The sequence below is a fragment of the Bradyrhizobium erythrophlei genome, from assembly GCF_900129425.1.
Lineage (GTDB): Bacteria > Pseudomonadota > Alphaproteobacteria > Rhizobiales > Xanthobacteraceae > Bradyrhizobium > Bradyrhizobium erythrophlei_C.
In genome coordinates this window covers 8,278,519-8,295,171 of sequence record NZ_LT670817.1, presented here as the reverse complement: position 1 = coordinate 8,295,171, position 16,653 = coordinate 8,278,519, and the positions used below count along the sequence as shown (strand labels likewise).

Below are 16,653 nucleotides of genomic sequence, written 5' to 3'. Positions count from 1 at the left end.
GGGGAGATTACTCACGCCGCGGCGCCCTGGGCGGCGAGCTGCGCTGCCTGATGCTCCGTGGTCAAGGCATCGACCAGTTCGCCGAGCGCTTCGCCCGCGATCACCTGCGGAAGTTTATAGAGCGTGAGGTTGATGCGGTGATCGGTGACGCGGCCTTGTGGAAAATTATAGGTGCGGATGCGCTCGGAGCGATCGCCGGACCCGACCTTCTCACGGCGGTCCGCCGCGCGGGTCGCATTGATGCGCTGCTGCTCGGCGTCGTAGATGCGGGAGCGCAGGATGTTCATCGCCGAGGCGCGGTTCTTGTGCTGCGAGCGGCTGTCCTGCATCATCACCACGATGCCGGTCGGAATATGGGTGATGCGGATCGCGGATTCGGTCTTGTTGACATGCTGGCCGCCGGCGCCCTGCGAGCGCATGGTCTCGATCCGCAGATCGTCGCTCTTGATGTCGACGTCGACCTCCTCGACCTCCGGCAGCACGGCCACCGTCGCCGCCGAGGTGTGAATGCGCCCCTGGGTCTCGGTGTCGGGCACGCGCTGCACCCGGTGCACGCCGGATTCGAATTTCAGCCTGGCGAACGCGCCGCGGCCCTGTACCTCGGCGATGATTTCCTTGAAGCCGCCCATGGTGCCTTCGCTGGCCGAGATCACCTCGACCTTCCAGCCCTGCAGGGCCGCGAAGCGCTCATACATCCGGAACAGGTCGCCGGCGAACAAGGCGGCCTCGTCGCCGCCGGTGCCGGCGCGGATTTCCAGCACGACGTTGCGATCGTCCATGGCGTCCTTGGGCAGCAGCGCCACGCGGATCTGCTGCGCCAGATCGACGCTGCGCGCCGCAAGCGTCTCGTGCTCGGCTTCCGCCATGCCGCGCATGTCGGCGTCGGTTGAGGGGTCCGATATCAGCGCCTCGATATCCGCGATCTCCTTGTTGGTGGCGCGGTAGGCCTTGACCGCGTCGATCAGCGGATTGAGTTCGGCGAGTTCGCGCGTGATCCGCACATAGCTCTCGGAATTCACCTGGCCGAGCAGCTGCGCCTCGAGCGAAGCGTGGTGCGCCAGCAGAATATCAAGTTTGGCTTCAGGGAGCATCGACATGGTCAGGTCTCGAATTGCGACAAAGGGCGTTGTGCGGGCACGGCCTCGCTACAACGACAACCCTTCGGCTTCGGCAAATTCCGTCAGCTTCTGCCGGATCGACACGCTGCCGGACGGCGCATCGAGCAGCGGATTCATCATTGCCTCGGCCTTTTTGGCGTCGAGGTCGAGGATCATCGCCTTGACCGGACCGTGCCCGGTGGCCGACATCGACAGCGAACGGTAGCCCAATGCGATCAGCGCCAGCGCGCCAAGCGGCTTCGACGCCATCTCGCCGCACAGCGACGCGGATTTCTTTGCCGCGTCGGCCTTCCGCACGATATCGCGCAGCGCCCGCAGGATTGGGGCAGACATGGTGTCGAACCGCTCCGACACCTTGGCGTTGCCGCGATCGACCGCGAACAGGAACTGAAACAGGTCATTGGACCCGACCGAGACGAAATCGACCTTCTTCAGCAGTTCGTCGAGCTGATAGAGCAGCGCCGGCACTTCCACCATGGTGCCGACGTCGATCCGCTCCGGCAGCGCGTGGCCATGCTGGCGCAGATAGGTCAGCTCGCGTTCGACGATCGCCTTGGCGGAATCGAATTCGGCGACTTCAGTGATCATCGGGAACATGACGCGCAGCGCACGGCCGCCGCCGGCACGGAGCAACGCGCGGATCTGGCCGCGCAGCAGGCCGGGCCGGTCGAGCCCGAGCCGGATCGCGCGCCAGCCGAGCGCGGGATTTTCCTCGATCACGGCTTCCATATAGGGCAGCGCCTTGTCGCCGCCGATGTCCAGCGTGCGGAAGGTCACAGGCTTGGGACCTGCGGCGTCCAGCACCGCGCGATACAGCGCGAGCTGGTCGCTGGTGCGCGGCAGGCTCTGGCCGACCATGAATTGCAGCTCGGTGCGGAACAGGCCGATGCCGGCACTGCCGGTGTCGTCGATATGCGGCAGGTCGATGATCAGCCCGGCGTTGATCATCAGTTCGATGTTCTGGCCGTCCTTGGTGACGCAGGGCTTGTCGCGCAGCGCCGAATACTGCGCCTGCCGCCTCGCGCGGAATCGCACCCGCTCCGCGTAGGCCGATTCGATTTCCGCCGAGGGGCGGACGTAGATTGAGCCCGAGGTGCCGTCGACGATGATGGCGTCGCCGGGATCGGCAATGCCCGGCGCGTTGGCGATTTCGCCGACCGCGGGAATGCCCAGCGCGCGCGCCACGATCGAGACGTGGGAATTGGCGGTGCCTTCCTCCAGCACCAGTCCGCGCAGGCGCTTGCGGTCGTAGTCGAGCAGCGCCGCGGGCCCCATCGCGCGCGCGATCAGGATGGCATTGTCGGGCAGCTGTTCCCGCGACGGCGCGTGATCCTGCCCCACCAATTGCCGCATCAGGCGATGGCCGAGATCTTCGAGGTCATGCAGGCGGTCGCGCAAATACGGATCGGTGGAACGCAGCATGCGGGCGCGGGTGTCGGACTGCACGCGCTCGACGGCGGCCTCCGCGGTGAGGCCGGTGGCGACCGCCTCGTGCAGCCGGTGCGACCAGCCGTGATCGTTGGCGAACATGCGGTAGGCTTCGAGCACGTCGCGGTGCTCGCCGCCTTCGGCGACGTCGCCGCGTTCCAGCATGCGGTCGAGGTCGGCGCGCAATTTTGTCAGCGCGGCATCGAGCCGCTTGATTTCCTTCGGCAGGTCTTCGGCGATGTAGTTGGTGATGACGACGCGCGGCTCGTGCAGCACCACGTGGCCGAGCGCGATGCCGTCGGACAGGATCGCGCCGGTCTTGTGCAGCGAGTGGCGCGCGGCCGGCTCGGCGCCGGGCTGCGCCAGCGCCGACAATTCGCCCGAGGCGATCATCTCCGCCAGCACCATCGCGGTGGTCTGCAGCGCCTCGACCTCTTCCTCGACATAGGTGCGCTTGGCGCGGTTCTGCACCACCAGCACGCCGAGCGTATTGCCGGCGCGCAGGATCGGCACGCCGAGGAACGAATGGTAGATTTCTTCGCCGGTCTCCGGACGGAACGAGAACGCCGGATGGCTTTGCGCGTCGCTGAGGTTGAGCGGCGTCGCCTCGCTCGCCACCAGGCCGACCAGGCCCTCATGCGCGCTCAGCACGGTTCTGTGCACGGCGTCGCGGTTAAGGCCTTCGGTGGCGTAGAGTTCGAGCGTGTTGTCGATGCGCAGCACATAGGTCGAGCAGACCTCGGCCACCATGTTGGCAGCGATCAGCACCACGATCTTGTCCAATCGTTCCTGGGCCGAGACCTGCTCCGCCATGGTTTCGCGGAGCCGTCTCAGCAAGACGCGGGGGCCTCCCGACGCGCTCCGCATGTGCTAAAATCCTCCTCCAGGAAGCCAGCCCGCCGGGTGGCCGATAGCTGGCATCAAGCTCAAGAAAAACAACAATTTTATTCATTCGGCGCCGTCGCAAGCCGGATAACGGCCGAATCAGGAGTGCGAAAACTGTGGCACAGTTTGCGGCAGCCCACCCATCAGGCCGTATAGCGAATTGAGGCTTGTTTTGCCAAGCAAAACCCCTGCCAGAGGGTGATAACCCCCGTGGCGGCCCATGCTGCGCCCGCTAAGGGAAGATTTTTCTAAAGTTTAACGATTGGATCCCTTACCTCTCCCGCTTGCGGGGGAGGTCGACGGGCTCGGCAGCGCACTTGCGCGCCGGAGCGCGGCGGGTGGGGGAAAATCTATCCACGACGCAGGTATCCGTTGCTTGGCTGGCACCCCCACCCCGGCCCTCCCCCGCAAGCGGGAGAGGGGGCGCACCACCCTCCGCTCTCATGCCTGGTCGAGCCCGTAGAGCGTGTGCAGCGTGCGCACCGCCAGTTCGGTGTAGGCGGCGTCGATCAGTACCGAAAATTTGATTTCGGAGGTGGTGATGGCGCGGATGTTGATATTGCGGGCGGCCAGCGCCGCGAACGCCTTGGCGGCGACGCCGGCATGGCTGCGCATGCCGCTGCCGATCACGGAGACTTTGGCGACATCGGTAGCACTGTCTATTCGCGCGTAGCCGATCTTGCTCTTGGCCGCGGTAATGGTATCGCGGGCGCGGCGATAGTCCGAGGCCGGGACGGTGAAGGTGAGGTCGGTGGTGGCGCCGTCCTCCGAGACGTTCTGCACGATCATGTCGACATTGATATTGGCTTCGGCGAGCGGACCGAAGATCGAGGCGGCGACGCCGGGCTTGTCCTCGATCTGGCGCACCGAGATCTGGGCTTCGTCCTTGGAAAAGGCGATGCCGGTGACCACGTGGTTTTCCATGATTTCCTCCTCGCTGCAGATCAGCGTGCCCGGCGGCGTGGCGTGCGGGTCGATGTCCTCGGGCTTGTCGAAACTGGAACGCACAAAGATCGGCATGTTGTGCACCATGCCGAGTTCCACCGACCGGACCTGCAGCACCTTGGCGCCCTGCGAGGCCAGTTCCAGCATGTCCTCGAACGCGATCCGGTCGAGGCGCCGCGCCTTCGGAACCACGCGGGGGTCCGTGGTGTAGACGCCGTCGACGTCGGTATAGATATCGCAGCGGTCGGCATGGATGGCGGCGGCAATCGCGACCGCCGAGGTATCGGAACCGCCGCGGCCGAGCGTGGTGATTCGCCCGGTTTGCGGCGTGATGCCCTGGAAGCCGGCGATCACGGCGACTTCCTTGCGTTCCTTGAAACGGGTGGCCAGCTCAGCCCCGTCGATTTCGAGGATCCGCGCCGAAGCGTGGGCGTCGCTGGTGCGAATCGGGATCTGCCAGCCTTGCCAGGAGCGCGCCTGAATGCCGATCGTCTGCAACGCGATCGCGAGCAGTCCGGCGGTGACCTGTTCGCCGGACGCCACCACGGCGTCGTATTCGCGCGCGTCATGCATCGGCGAGACGTCGCGGCACCATTCCACCAGTTCATTGGTCTTGCCGGCCATCGCCGACACCACCACGGCGACGTCGTGGCCGGCGTCGACCTCGCGCTTCACATGCCGCGCGACATTGCGGATGCGCTCGATATTGGCGACCGATGTGCCGCCGAATTTCATCACGAGACGGCCCATGACGACTGGTGCATTCCCTGAGAGGATAAGTAAGGTGGCCTGCACGGAAACCGGGCGCGCGGGCCGAAAGGCGCGTATACATAACGGCGCGGTTGCGGGCAAGCAACCGGTTCCGGCGGTCCCGGGGAATGACCGGGGACACGGCGGCGTCACGGTAACGTCAAGGTAATTGGGGCGGAAACGTATGGGGCGTTATATCGACGATATCCTGCAGCCGGGCGAGAAGGTGCTGTATTCGACCAACGCGCACTGGATATTCTATCTGCCGGCCATCGCGGCCTGGATCGTGGCCGCGGTCCTGCTGGGTCTGTCGCGCGCGACCGCCACCGAGGGCATCGTGCTGTTGTGCCTGTCGGCCTCGGCCGTGGTGGCGATTGCGGCGCTGTACTGGACCGCGAAGGCCTGGTTCCACCGCTGGACCACCGAAACCGATGTCACCAACATGCGCGTCGTTCACAAGACCGGGTTCATCAAGCGCCGCACCTTCGAGATGAGTCTCGACAAGGTCGAGAGCGTCGACGTCAACCAGAGCATTCTCGGCCGCATCCTCAATTACGGCAGCGTCACGGTGCGCGGCGTCGGCGAAGGCGCCGAGACGATCAACACCATCGCTGCGCCGCTCGACTTCCGTAGCCACATCACCGCGCGATAGGAGCGACGCGCAAGCCATGGCCATGCAACCAAATTCGTCAGCCAGTTTTTCCGGCCCCCAGGGTTCCGCTGCCCAAGGGTCCACGGTCGACCCCGCGGAGGTCGCGAAGTTTTCAAAACTGTCGGACCAATGGTGGGACCCCAACGGCAAGATGGCGCCGCTGCACAAGATCAACCCGCTGCGGCTGACCTATATCCGCGACGCCGCCTGCCGCAAGTTCGAGCGCAACGTCAAAAGCCTGAATTGCCTTGCCGGGCTGCGCATCCTCGATATCGGCTGCGGCGCCGGCCTGTTGTGCGAACCGTTCACCCGTCTCGGCGCCCAGGTGATCGGCATCGATCCCTCCGCCACCAACATCGCCGCCGCCCGGCTGCACGCCGACAAGGGGCATCTGTCGATCGATTACCGCTGCACCACCGTCGAACAGATGGATGTGCGCGAGCGCTTCGACATCGTGCTCGCCATGGAAGTGGTCGAGCATGTCAGCGACGTCGGCATGTTCCTCAATCGCTGCGCCGCGATGCTCAAGCCCGGCGGGATGATGGTGATCTCGACCTTGAACCGCAACTGGAAGAGCTTTGCGCTGGCCATCGTCGGCGCCGAATATGTCCTGCGCTGGCTGCCGCGCGGCACCCATCAATGGGACAAGTTCGTCACCCCGGAAGAACTGACCCGGCATCTGGCGAACAACAAGCTCGCCATCTCCGATCAGGCCGGCGTGGTCTATTCACCGTTCGCCGACCGCTGGAGCCTCTCCTCCGACATGGACGTCAACTACATGGTGGTGGCGGAGGGGGCGTGAGTAATCTAATACGATTTTGATTCTTACCCTCCCCTGGAGGGGGAGGGTCGATCGCGCAGCGATCGGGGTGGGGTGACAGTCTCTCCCTTCGAACGCTGCCCGAGTTGAGAGACCGTCACCCCACCCCGTCTCGCATCTTGCGATGCGAGCCGACCCTCCCCCTCCAGGGGAGGGTGAAGACAGCAGCCCCCATGTTCTCCATCACCACGCTCTGGATTCCCTTCACCATCACGGCCGCGCTGGGACAGGTCGCGCGCAATGCGATGCAGCGGCAGTTGACGGGGCCGCTCGGCACCTGGGGCGCCACCAATATCCGCTTTCTGTTCGGCTTTCCGTTCTCGATTGCGTTCTTCGCCGTGGTGATGGTCGCGACCGGAGATCATCTGCCGTGGCCGACGGCGGCATTCTGGCCGTGGCTGTTGCTCGGCGCGCTCAGCCAGATCATCGCCACCGGGCTAATGCTGCTGGCCATGAACGACCGTTCGTTCGTGGTGACCACGGCGTACCTGAAGACCGAGGCGATCCAGACCGCGATCTTCGGCTTTGTCTTTCTCGGCGATCATCTGACCATGCTGAAGGTGATCGCGATCCTGATCGCGACCATCGGCGTGATCGTCACCGCGCTGCGGCCGGGCGGGGAAAAGAATTTCGCCGACCTGAAGCCGACCATCATCGGCCTGGTCGCCGCCGCGGCATTCGCGCTGTCGGCAATCGGCTTTCGCGGCGCCATCATCACCGTATCAGGCGTGTCGTTCGTGACCGCCGCGTCCTACACGCTGGTGTTCGGCCTGTTCTTGCAGACGCTGGTGCTGACCATCTACCTGCTGGCGCGCGCGCCCAAGGTGCTCACGGCGATGCTGGGCATGTGGAAACCGTCGCTATTCGCGGGCTTCATGGGCGCATTCGCCTCGCAGTTCTGGTTCCTGGCGTTCGCGCTGACGGCGGCCGCCAATGTGCGCACCCTGGCGCTGGTCGAGGTCCTGTTCGCGCAAGCCGTGGCGTATTATTCGTTCAAGCAGCCGCTGTCGGCGCGCGAACTGTCCGGCATCGCCCTGATCGTGGTCGGCGTCGCGCTATTGGTCGCGGTGTAACTCACGCGGTCATTCCGGGGCGCGAGTGAAACGAGCGAACCCGGAATCTCGAGATTCCGGGTCTGGTCCTTCGGACCATCCCGGAATGACGCTACGCGTCAATGTCTCGAAGGACGAGATGGGGGCTCTCATGGTTCGAGACGCGCGAAGCCGCGCTCCTCATCATGAGGAAATCGGAGTCGCGCTGTTGGTCGCGGTGTAATTCACACGGTCATTCCGGGGCGCGAGTGTAACGAGCGAACCTCAGATGTGCAATTGCACATCGGGGAATCTCGAGATTCCGGGTTCGATGCTTCGCATCGCCCCGGAATGACGCTACGCGTCAATTCCGGTCGTCCGGCAGCACCGGCAGCGGCGAGACTTCGACGCCTTCCTCGATCAGGGAGCGCGCTTCCTCCGGCGAGGCCTCACCGTAGATCGGGCGGTGCTCGATGTCGCCGTAGTGCATCTTGCGGGCTTCGTTGGGAAAGCGCTCGCCGACATTATCCGCGTTCTTGACGATGTGATCGCGCAGCTCCTTGATCTTGGCGCGCAGCTCGCGCTCCTGCGCCATCATCAGGGGCGTGGATGCGGGTGCGGTGACTTCCGTGCCGGCGGCAGGCGCCGGCGCCGGTGCCGCGCTGTCGCGGCCCCGCTTGCTCACGATCTGCGGGGCCATGATGGCCCGCTCGACCTCGGTCGAGCCGCAGGCCGGGCAGCTCACCAGCTTGCGCTTTTCCTGCGATTCATAGGCGGACGAGCTTTGAAACCAGCTTTCGAACAAATGGCCGCGTTCGCAGCGCAGGTTGTAATGGATCATGCCGATCCCCGCACCAGGTGCAGATGCTCGGGACCGGCCTTGGGATCGGTGACGCTGAAACGCCTTCCATGCTGCAGCGACGGCACGGCTTTGCGCGCGGTCTCGACTTTTGCGGGATCGATCTTCGCCATGAAAACGCCGGGCTCGACGCCGCCCTCGGCCAGCACCTCGCCCCAGGGCGCGACGATCAGCGAATGGCCGTAGGTCTCGCGCTTGTTCTCATGCAGCCCGGTCTGCGCCGCCGCGAACACGAAGCAGCCGTTCTCGATGGCGCGGGCGCGCAGCAGCGTATGCCAGTGCGCTTCGCCCGTTTTCCGGGTGAAGGCGGAGGGCACGGTGAGGAACGCGGCGCCGCTTTCGGCCAGCGCGCGGTACAGTGCCGGAAACCGCACGTCGTAGCAGATCGTCAGCCCGATCCGGCCCCAGGGCAGGTCCGAGATCACGGCGGTTTCGCCCGGCTGATAATTGGCGGATTCGCGATAGCTCTCGCCGCCGGGCAGGTCGATATCGAACATGTGGATCTTGTCGTAGCTCGCGATCAGGGTGCCGTCAGGTCCGATCAGGAACGACCGGTTGACCGCCCGCTCCGGCGTCGCGCGCAGCGCCAGCGAGCCGACATGGAGATGGATTTTCAGTTCCGCCGCCAGCGCGCGATAGGCTTTCAGCGAAAGGTCGTCTTCCTCGGCGGCGAGATGTTCGAACAGCGCCTTGCGGTTCACCTGCATCATGTTGCTGACCTCGGGGGTCTGCACATAATCGGCGCCCTCGGCGGCGGCTTGCCGAATCAGCCTGGTCCCCTGCTCGAGGCTCGCCTCGGGCAAGAGCCCGGTGCGCATCTGCACCATCGCGGCGGTAAAGCTGAGGTCAGCGCTCATGAAATGGCCTTTTCACCCGTCAGCATCGAATCGAGTTTGCCCTCGCGGTCCAGCGCGAAAAGCTCGTCGCAGCCGCCGACATGGGTCTCGCCGATGAAAATCTGCGGAAAGGTCGAGCCGGCGCCGGCGCGGTCCCACATTTTCTGGCGAAGCGTCGGGTCGGCGGCGAGATCGTGTTCGGTGAACGCGGCTTTTTTGCGCGTCAGCAGCGACTTGGCGGCGCTGCAATAGCCGCAGCCCGGACGGGTGTAGATTTCGATGGCAGCGGTGATGGCGGCAGTCATGTCGCGCTCGGCTTTGGGGAAGAATACCCAGTTATATGGGAGCTTTGTGGGTGTCCACAACCCGGGCGAATACCAGCACGTCGACGGAAGCGGCCTTGGCGCGGAGCAGCGCCCGTGCGCAGGCGTCGACCGTGGCGCCGGAGGTCAGGACATCGTCGATCAGGATCACGCGGCGGCCCTGAATATCGGATTGCCGGTGGCCGGCGACCTTGAACGCGCCCTGCACATTGGTGGCGCGCTGCGGCCGGGACAGGCCGATCTGCTGCTGGGTCGGCCGCACGCGCCGCAGCGCTTCCGACGCCACCTTGACGCCGCTCTGCCGTTCGATGACGCGGGCGAGTGCGCCCGACTGGTTGTACCTCCGGCTCCAGCCGCGCCGCCAGTGCAGCGGCACCGGCACCAGCGCGTCGGCCCCCTCCAGCAGTTCGCGCCCGGCCCGCGCCATCCAGCGGCCCATCGCGGGCGCCAAATCAGTGCGGTCCTGGTATTTCAGCGCATGCACCAGCGTTCGCGCGACGTCGTCATAACGCACCGCGGCCCGGGCGCGCGCATAGGCCGGCGGATTGGCGATGGCTTCCATCGACAACAGGTCCGGGCCGGGATCGTAGACGAAGGGAATGCCGAGCCGCGGACAATAGGGCGGCGCGATGAACGACAATTTGGCCCAGCATGTCGCGCAGACGCCCTCGCCATGGACCGGCTCGCGGCAGGCGACGCACAACGTCGGCAGCGCAATGTCGAGCGCGAGCCGCGCGGTGTGCCGCCACGCGCTGCGGCACGCGCCCAGCGCGCCGCGCAGGTGGCCGGAGATGGAACGGGACGGTGATGCCTCTGCGTCCATGGGGGGAGGCTAGCGTCGGTTTTGTCGACTCTCAAGCGACAAACACGACGGCCTGCTCCGGATGCTGCACAACGCGTCATTGATTTTGTCATTCCGGGATGGTCCAAAGGACCAGACCCGGAATCCAAGGATTCCCCGATGTGCAATTGCACATCTGAGGTTCGCTCGTTTCACTCGCGCTCCGGAATGACACCTTAGTTTATTCTGTACTCCTATAAGGCCGCGCGCCTATTCACCCTCACCTCCGCGTGACGCGCTGGCGAGAGCCCGGCTGGTAGGCGAGCCGGCTGTGGCCGGCGCAATAGGGCAGGCCTTCGATCGGCATATTGCCGCAAAAACAGAAATCCGCGGCGCCGGGGGTGCCGATCGGCCAGCGGCATCTCTCCGTGGTCAACTCGAGCAGCGAGCAGCAATGTCCGTTGTGGATCGGCGCGTCGTCGGCCTCGGGCTGCGGCTCGCCGTATAACGCCTCGAGCATCTGATGTTGCAGCCTCGGCACCGATTTCCGGCGGGGTCCGCGAGCGGCATCCTTTCGCGTCGACTGCGGTGCATCGCCGCTTTTTTCGCTCACCAGACTGAGCCGGGAGAGCTTGCCGATGACGGCGTTGCGGCTGACCCCGATCTCGCCGGCAATTTCTCGGCAGGACAGCCCGGCTTCAAAGCGGCTTTTCAGGAGTTCGATGCGTTCGGCCGTCCAGGTACGTTCGATGGCGGGCATGTTGATGGTCTCCCAAGCTACGAGTCCTCACGCCGGATCCTTGTGGCCTCACTGTCTCCGAACCGCCGCGCCCCGTGGGTTCCCCTTATGGCGTCTTGCCGTTGTCGCGGATCGCAAGCAGCCCGTCCTTGATGGCGAGCCGGATGCCTTCCTCGATCAGGGTCCTTGCGACGCCGGGAACGCTGGTGCCGTGGGTGCCCTGTCTCACCAGCTTTTCGAGATAGGTGATGGTGGAGAGCGCCAACGTTATCGGAACCCGGTCGGTTTCGGCTTTTTCAGTGGCCATGCCAAAAAGCTAGCCCTTAACGGGTGTACTGAAAAGTACCTTTTTAGAGTCTATTTGGATACATTTGGAATCGAAGTTAAAGGGGGTATCGGCGTAATGGCGCGGTCGCCGCACGGCGCCTGGGAACACCGGATTGCCAGAAACGGGGGGATCGGCGTACCACGCCGCATGGCCCCGAACCCGACCACCGCGCCTGTCCTGTTCGACCGCGCGCTGCTGCGGGCGCGGCAGTTACGGGCGTTGCGATTTGGTCCTGCGACGTTTCTGCTCGATCGCGTCGCCGACGACATGGCGGAACGGCTGCACGCGGTGTTGCGGGAATTCAAACATGCGGCCGATGTCGGTACGCCCTGCGATCAGGTCTGCGACGCGCTGGCCGGCCGCGCGGATCAAATGACGCATGTCGATTTGCCGGACATGGAATCCGAGCCGTTGCCGCTGCAGTCGCAATCGCTCGACCTCGTGGTTTCCGCGCTCGCCTTGCAGTTCGTCAACGACCTGCCGGGCGCGCTCGCACAAATCCGCCGCGCGCTGAAACCCGACGGGCTGTTGCTGGCGGCGATGCTCGGCGGCGATACGCTGACCGAGCTGCGGCAAAGCTTCGCGGCGGCGGAAGCCGAATGCGAAGGCGGGGTCTCGCCGCGCGTGGCGCCGTTCGCCGATCTGCGCGACGTCGGCGCGCTCTTGCAGCGCGCAGGCTTTGCGTTGCCGGTCACCGACGTCGATCGCATCGTGGTGCGCTACGACAGCGCGTTCGCGCTGATGGCCGATCTCCGGCGCATGGGCGCGACCAATATCCTGGTCGAGCGGCGGCGGACACTGAGCCGCCGCGCCACGTTGCTGCGGATGGCGCAGCTCTACGGCGAACGCTTCGCCGATTCCGACGGCCGCATCCGCGCCACCTTCGACGTGCTCTGGCTGTCGGGCTGGGCGCCGCATGAAAGCCAGCAGCAGCCGCTCAAGCCGGGCTCGGCGAAAGCGGGTTTGGCGGAAGCGGTGAAGGGGCTGAAGCGCTGATGCGCCGGTTCGGCGCCACGTCACATCCGCGCTCGCGCATGCTTGCGCCGATCCAGCGGCGTCATCGACCCCAGGCGCCACGCTGATCTGGCGGCGTAGATTTTTCAGCGAACGACTGCGTTCTCTTCTCCCTTCTCCCCTTGTGGGAGCCGAGACGAGCGAAGCTCGCTCTTGGGTGGACGCGATGCGCAGCATCGCGGACGGGTGAGGGGTCTGTCTCCGCGGATAGAAACCCCTCATCCGGCGCGCTCAGGAGCGCAAGTGCGCTCCAACGCGCGCCACCTTCTCCCACAAGGGGAGAAGGAAAAGAGGGGTCACGGTCTATCGATAAGCTGCCCCGCGGCATTTTGGCTCACTTCTGATTTTCAGAAGCATTGCTTGACCCCCGACCCAAATCACCTCTATATCCATCGCCATCCTGTTCCACTCAGAGGGGCGTTTCGCGAACGTCACGAACGCGGGGCGGGGTGCGGTGGACGCGGCGGCGCGCTTGACGGGCGTTGCCAACGCGGACGGCGAAGTCGTGTGGTCCTGATGCCTCGACGCCGGCATCAAGTTTGCAAATCTTTGGCAAGCGACGGTGGCAAGAAAGCCGATCACCGGGGAGAGCACGGTATAAGCCGTAAACCATTGCGTGCGGGAATGTCGGGTGTTTTCCGATGGCTCGCTGTGAATACTCGTGTGCATACTTACTACCCATAGCGCACACGAGGCTGCGGGTGCATCGGGCGCCCGGCATTCCCCACGCCCTCTGATTGAAAGGGCGGAGATTAATTTGCAAACCTCGGGCGCAACGCGCCGCGAGATCGCGAAGGTGTGTCTGTATTTGCCGTCATTGCGAGGAGCGAAGCGACGAGCAATCCACTCTTTCTTTCTTGCCGCTATGGATTGCTTCGCTCCGCTCGCAATGACGGGAGAGACCGCGCCTCGCGCCTCCTTAGAGCCTGTGAAGGCTTCGGACCTCATCCTGAGGAGCTTGCGAAGCAAGCGTCTCGAAGGATGGATGCAACGTAGGGACTCGCGGCCATCCTTCGAGACGCGGCCAAGTGGCCGCTCCTTAGGATGAGGATTGTCACATCAGCAGATCAATCAAATGCGGGATCAGCGGAATGTCGGCCGGCGGCATCGGGTAGTCGCGCAGTCTGTTGGCGCGGACCCAGGCGAGTTGCTGGCCCTCGCGCGCGATCACATCGCCGTCCCAGCGCCGGCAGATGTAGAGCGGCATCAGCAGATGAAAATCATCATAGGCGTGGCTGGCGAAGGTCAGCGGAGCGAGGCAGGCTTCGCTCACGGTGATGCCGATTTCCTCGTGCAGCTCGCGGATCAGCGTCGCTTCCGGCCGCTCGCCGGGCTCGACCTTGCCGCCGGGAAATTCCCACAGGCCCGCCATCGCCTTTCCTTCTGGGCGCTGCGCGATCAGCACGCGCTTGTCGACGTCGACCAGCGCGCAGGCGACCACCAGGACGACGCGGACGGATGTCTGGCTCACGACCGGTAGTCGCCGTTGATCGCGACGTATTCCTTGGTGAGGTCGCAGGTCAGTACGCGGTCGCGGCCCTTGCCGAGGCCGAGCGCAACCTTGATCTGGATCTTCGGATGCTTCATCGCCGCCGAGACTTCCGCCTCGTCATAGGACGGATCGCGCGCGCCGCTTTTGGCGACGCGGATGCCGTTGAACGAGATCGACAGCTTGTCGCGGTTGGCGGGCTCGCCGGCCTTGCCGACCGCCATCACCACGCGGCCCCAATTGGCGTCCTCGCCGGCGATCGCGGTCTTCACCAGCGGGGAATTCGCCACCGACATCGCGATTTTGCGCGCCGAGGCTTTCGTCGTCGCACCATCGACGATGATTTCGACCAGCTTGCGCGCGCCTTCGCCGTCGCGCGCCACCTGTTCGGCGAGATCGGCCAGCACGGCGCGGAAGGCCTTGGTAAAGGCCTTCAGGCGCGGATCGCCCGCGCGGCTGATTTTCGGCGCGCCGTGGGCGGCCGCCGCGCCGGTGGCGAATGCCAGCAAGGTATCAGACGTCGAGGTGTCGCCGTCGATGGTGACGGCATTGAAAGTGTCCTCGACGCCGCTCTTGAGCAGCGATTGCAGCGCGCCGGCCGTGATCGGCGCATCCGTGAACACGAACGCCAGCATGGTCGCCATGTCGGGCGCGATCATGCCGGCGCCCTTGGCCATGCCGTTGATCGTGACCCTGGCCTTGCCGAGCTTCACGGTCGCGGTCGCGACCTTGGCAAAGGTGTCGGTGGTCATGATGGCCTTGGCGGCATTCAGCCATTCGCCCGGCACGGCCTGTTCGGCCAGCGTGCCGAGCACGCCGTTGAATTTGGTGGCGTCGAGCGGCTCGCCGATCACGCCGGTGGAGGCGAGAAACACATCGTTGGGGCTGCAGCCGAGGGCCTTGGCGGCGATCGAGGCCGTCAGCGCGGTGGCCTGCCGGCCGGTCTTGCCGGTGAAGGCATTGGCGTTGCCGGAATTCACCACCAGCGCGCGGGCGTTGCCGACAGGGAGCTTGGCGCGGCACCATTCCACCGGCGCCGACGGGCACTTCGACCGGGTGAACACGCCGGCAACCGTCGTCCCCTTGTCCATCACCGCGAGCAGCACGTCGGTGCGGCCCTTGTAGCGGATCCCCGCCGCCGCCGTGGCAAGCTTCACGCCCTCGATCGCGGGCATGTCGGGAACGTCGGTCGGGGCGAGCGGGGAGACGGCGGTGGTCATGAGGGCTTCCGGCTTAGAGCAAGGGAAGCGCTCTGTATCACCTCTCCCCGCGCGCGGGGAGAGGTCGACTTTCGCGCGAAGCGGGAAAGTCGGGTGAGAGGGTGCTGCCGCTTGCCGGGAGCCCGGGGAGTGAGCCCCTCATCCGGCTCGCAAGATGCTCGCGACCTTCTCCCCGCAAACGGGGAGAAGGAATACAGCGCGGAATTCGCCTTACTTCTTCGCCGGCGCCATCTTGGAATCGGCGGGCTTGGCGGCGTCCTTGGTGGGATCCGGCTTGGGGTCGGTCTTCGCCGCGGTGTCCTCGGGCTGGTCCATCCGCTCGACCTTGGCGGTTTCACGCAGCTTGGCCACGTAATCCGCCTGCGCCTTGCGCGTCACATAGGTCTCGATCTGGCTCTTGACCTGTTCGAAATCGGGCGCCTTGCGGTTGCGCTTCTCCTCGACCTTGATGATGTGCCAGCCGAACTGCGTCTTCACCGGATCGGAGATCTTGCCGGGCTCGAGCGAGAAGGCGACCGCGGAGAATTCCGGCACCATCTGATCCTTGGTGAAGAAACCGAGATCGCCGCCGTCGGAGGCGCCGGGATCCTTGGATTTCTTCTTGGCGAGTTCGGCAAAGTCGGCGCCCTTCTTGAGCTCGTCCTCGACCGCCTTGGCCTCGTCCTCGGTCTCGACCAGGATATGGCGGGCGTGAACTTCCTGTTCGCCGGTGATCTGCCTGGAGGCGTCGTCATAGACCTTCTTCATCGCCTCGTCGGTGGTCGCGGCCTTGCCTTCGGTCGCCAGCAGGCTGTCCATCAGCAGCCGGTTGCGGGTAAACGCCAGCCGCTTTTTGAAATCCTCGTTGTTTTCGACCTTCTTGTCCTCGGCGGCCTTGGAGACGATCTTCATGTCGATCAGGAAAGACAGCACGTTGTCCTTCTTGGTCGCTGGGTCCATCTGCGCGAGGCTCGGTCCGAGTTCCTCCTCGGCCAGGGCGACGTCGCTTTGGCGGATCTCGGAGCCGTTAACCTTGGCGAGCACCGGATTGGCGTCGTCCGCGCGTACCGGCAGGCCGGCGAGCAGGACCACGGCGAGCGCACCGGTAACGGCGGCAGAGGCGAGGCCGAGGCGCACGCCGAATTTCGTTTCGGATGACGAGGAGGTCATGGAAAATCCTTATCTTCAAAGCCGCGAATTGGTTCAGGGCATTTGGCGCTGTTTGGAGCGGCGGGACACTCGCCCAATCATGTGGCCTTGGCAACGCGAAAAGTCTGTCAAAATGATGAAATCCTTGACAGCTTCGCGCCGTTGACAAGCCTTCGGCCCAGCCATATCTCTGCCCAGCCGGGGCAATGGCGATAGCGCTTATTTGGCGGCGTTTTTGGCGGTTGAACCCCGGATTGCTAAATCCCCACTCATTTGGCGGATGCTCCCCGATCGGGGCCGGTGCCGC

At 64.9% G+C, this 16,653-nt stretch carries 16 protein-coding genes; 4 read left to right on the top strand and 12 right to left on the bottom strand.

Annotated elements, in window-relative coordinates; genetic code table 11:
• Positions 1 to 11: 11 nt before the first annotated feature.
• From prfA to B5527_RS39430, 3 genes are all read right to left on the bottom strand, one after another.
• A complete protein-coding gene (prfA, locus tag B5527_RS39440; RefSeq protein ID WP_079606310.1) occupies positions 12 to 1,097 on the bottom strand; it encodes a peptide chain release factor 1 in 1,086 nt (361 codons plus the stop codon).
• Positions 1,098 to 1,145: 48 nt separating this feature from the next.
• On the bottom strand, positions 1,146 to 3,413 hold the full coding sequence (gene ptsP, locus B5527_RS39435) for a phosphoenolpyruvate--protein phosphotransferase (RefSeq protein ID WP_079606309.1): 2,268 nt from the start codon (positions 3,411 to 3,413) through the stop codon (positions 1,146 to 1,148).
• A 459-nt stretch (positions 3,414 to 3,872) separates the two neighbouring features.
• Positions 3,873 to 5,126, bottom strand: a complete 1,254-nt coding sequence (locus B5527_RS39430) for an aspartate kinase (RefSeq protein WP_079606308.1) — start codon at positions 5,124 to 5,126, stop codon at positions 3,873 to 3,875.
• Between the two features lie 184 nt (positions 5,127 to 5,310).
• Here B5527_RS39430 and B5527_RS39425 point away from each other — a divergent pair, with 184 nt between their 5' ends.
• The 3 genes from B5527_RS39425 to B5527_RS39415 all read left to right on the top strand — a co-directional run bounded on the left by B5527_RS39425 (position 5,311) and on the right by B5527_RS39415 (position 7,671).
• Complete coding sequence (locus B5527_RS39425; RefSeq protein WP_079606307.1) at positions 5,311 to 5,778, top strand: PH domain-containing protein; 468 nt, start codon at positions 5,311 to 5,313, stop codon at positions 5,776 to 5,778.
• Positions 5,779 to 5,794: 16 nt separating this feature from the next.
• On the top strand, positions 5,795 to 6,580 hold the full coding sequence (ubiG, locus tag B5527_RS39420) for a bifunctional 2-polyprenyl-6-hydroxyphenol methylase/3-demethylubiquinol 3-O-methyltransferase UbiG (RefSeq protein WP_079606306.1): 786 nt from the start codon (positions 5,795 to 5,797) through the stop codon (positions 6,578 to 6,580).
• A gap of 191 nt (positions 6,581 to 6,771) precedes the next feature.
• Positions 6,772 to 7,671, top strand: a complete 900-nt coding sequence (locus B5527_RS39415; protein WP_079607849.1) for an EamA family transporter — start codon at positions 6,772 to 6,774, stop codon at positions 7,669 to 7,671.
• Positions 7,672 to 7,993: 322 nt separating this feature from the next.
• Here B5527_RS39415 and B5527_RS39410 read toward each other — a convergent pair whose 3' ends face one another.
• From B5527_RS39410 to B5527_RS39385, 6 genes are all read right to left on the bottom strand, one after another.
• Positions 7,994 to 8,470: a DUF1178 family protein gene (locus B5527_RS39410; protein WP_079606305.1), complete on the bottom strand. Its 477-nt coding sequence runs from the start codon at positions 8,468 to 8,470 to the stop codon at positions 7,994 to 7,996.
• Positions 8,467 to 9,345, bottom strand: coding sequence for a carbon-nitrogen hydrolase family protein (locus tag B5527_RS39405; RefSeq protein WP_079606304.1), 879 nt, complete (start codon positions 9,343 to 9,345; stop codon positions 8,467 to 8,469). The genes B5527_RS39410 and B5527_RS39405 overlap by 4 nt, the downstream gene beginning before the upstream one ends.
• Positions 9,342 to 9,617 (bottom strand): glutaredoxin 3, encoded by a 276-nt coding sequence (grxC, locus tag B5527_RS39400; RefSeq protein ID WP_079607848.1) that lies wholly within the window; start codon positions 9,615 to 9,617, stop codon positions 9,342 to 9,344. The genes B5527_RS39405 and grxC overlap by 4 nt, the downstream gene beginning before the upstream one ends.
• A gap of 43 nt (positions 9,618 to 9,660) precedes the next feature.
• Positions 9,661 to 10,470, bottom strand: a complete 810-nt coding sequence (locus B5527_RS39395; RefSeq protein ID WP_079606303.1) for a ComF family protein — start codon at positions 10,468 to 10,470, stop codon at positions 9,661 to 9,663.
• A gap of 238 nt (positions 10,471 to 10,708) precedes the next feature.
• Positions 10,709 to 11,188 (bottom strand): GcrA family cell cycle regulator, encoded by a 480-nt coding sequence (locus B5527_RS39390; RefSeq protein ID WP_079606302.1) that lies wholly within the window; start codon positions 11,186 to 11,188, stop codon positions 10,709 to 10,711.
• An 85-nt stretch (positions 11,189 to 11,273) separates the two neighbouring features.
• Complete coding sequence (locus B5527_RS39385) at positions 11,274 to 11,474, bottom strand: hypothetical protein (protein ID WP_029585088.1); 201 nt, start codon at positions 11,472 to 11,474, stop codon at positions 11,274 to 11,276.
• A gap of 168 nt (positions 11,475 to 11,642) precedes the next feature.
• On the opposite strand from B5527_RS39385, the gene B5527_RS39380 reads away from it, so the two are divergent.
• Entirely contained in the window at positions 11,643 to 12,491 is an 849-nt protein-coding gene (locus B5527_RS39380; RefSeq protein ID WP_079606301.1) for a methyltransferase domain-containing protein, read from the top strand.
• Positions 12,492 to 13,563: 1,072 nt separating this feature from the next.
• Here the strand turns inward: B5527_RS39380 and mutT are convergent.
• From mutT to B5527_RS39365, 3 genes are all read right to left on the bottom strand, one after another.
• A complete protein-coding gene (mutT, locus tag B5527_RS39375; protein WP_079606300.1) occupies positions 13,564 to 13,980 on the bottom strand; it encodes an 8-oxo-dGTP diphosphatase MutT in 417 nt (138 codons plus the stop codon).
• Positions 13,977 to 15,218 (bottom strand): bifunctional glutamate N-acetyltransferase/amino-acid acetyltransferase ArgJ, encoded by a 1,242-nt coding sequence (gene argJ / locus B5527_RS39370; protein ID WP_079606299.1) that lies wholly within the window; start codon positions 15,216 to 15,218, stop codon positions 13,977 to 13,979. Before argJ ends, mutT begins: the two co-directional genes overlap by 4 nt.
• Positions 15,219 to 15,428: 210 nt before the next feature.
• Positions 15,429 to 16,367 (bottom strand): peptidylprolyl isomerase, encoded by a 939-nt coding sequence (locus B5527_RS39365; protein WP_079606298.1) that lies wholly within the window; start codon positions 16,365 to 16,367, stop codon positions 15,429 to 15,431.
• Positions 16,368 to 16,653: the final 286 nt, after the last annotated feature.

Excerpts from the sequence above, each read along its gene's own strand:
- B5527_RS39415 (WP_079607849.1), top strand. The coding sequence starts at position 6,772 with ATGTTCTCCATCACCACGCTCTGGATTCCCTTCACCATCACGGCCGCG.
- B5527_RS39380 (WP_079606301.1), top strand. The coding sequence starts at position 11,643 with ATGGCCCCGAACCCGACCACCGCGCCTGTCCTGTTCGACCGCGCGCTG.
- B5527_RS39405 (WP_079606304.1), bottom strand. The coding sequence starts at position 9,345 with ATGAGCGCTGACCTCAGCTTTACCGCCGCGATGGTGCAGATGCGCACC.
- B5527_RS39365 (WP_079606298.1), bottom strand. The coding sequence starts at position 16,367 with ATGACCTCCTCGTCATCCGAAACGAAATTCGGCGTGCGCCTCGGCCTC.
- B5527_RS39385 (WP_029585088.1), bottom strand. The coding sequence starts at position 11,474 with ATGGCCACTGAAAAAGCCGAAACCGACCGGGTTCCGATAACGTTGGCG.
- B5527_RS39410 (WP_079606305.1), bottom strand. The coding sequence starts at position 8,470 with ATGATCCATTACAACCTGCGCTGCGAACGCGGCCATTTGTTCGAAAGC.
- ubiG (WP_079606306.1), top strand. The coding sequence starts at position 5,795 with ATGGCCATGCAACCAAATTCGTCAGCCAGTTTTTCCGGCCCCCAGGGT.
- prfA (WP_079606310.1), bottom strand. The coding sequence starts at position 1,097 with ATGTCGATGCTCCCTGAAGCCAAACTTGATATTCTGCTGGCGCACCAC.
- B5527_RS39425 (WP_079606307.1), top strand. The coding sequence starts at position 5,311 with ATGGGGCGTTATATCGACGATATCCTGCAGCCGGGCGAGAAGGTGCTG.
- argJ (WP_079606299.1), bottom strand. The coding sequence starts at position 15,218 with ATGACCACCGCCGTCTCCCCGCTCGCCCCGACCGACGTTCCCGACATG.
- B5527_RS39390 (WP_079606302.1), bottom strand. The coding sequence starts at position 11,188 with ATGCCCGCCATCGAACGTACCTGGACGGCCGAACGCATCGAACTCCTG.
- ptsP (WP_079606309.1), bottom strand. The coding sequence starts at position 3,413 with ATGCGGAGCGCGTCGGGAGGCCCCCGCGTCTTGCTGAGACGGCTCCGC.
- B5527_RS39430 (WP_079606308.1), bottom strand. The coding sequence starts at position 5,126 with ATGGGCCGTCTCGTGATGAAATTCGGCGGCACATCGGTCGCCAATATC.
- B5527_RS39395 (WP_079606303.1), bottom strand. The coding sequence starts at position 10,470 with ATGGACGCAGAGGCATCACCGTCCCGTTCCATCTCCGGCCACCTGCGC.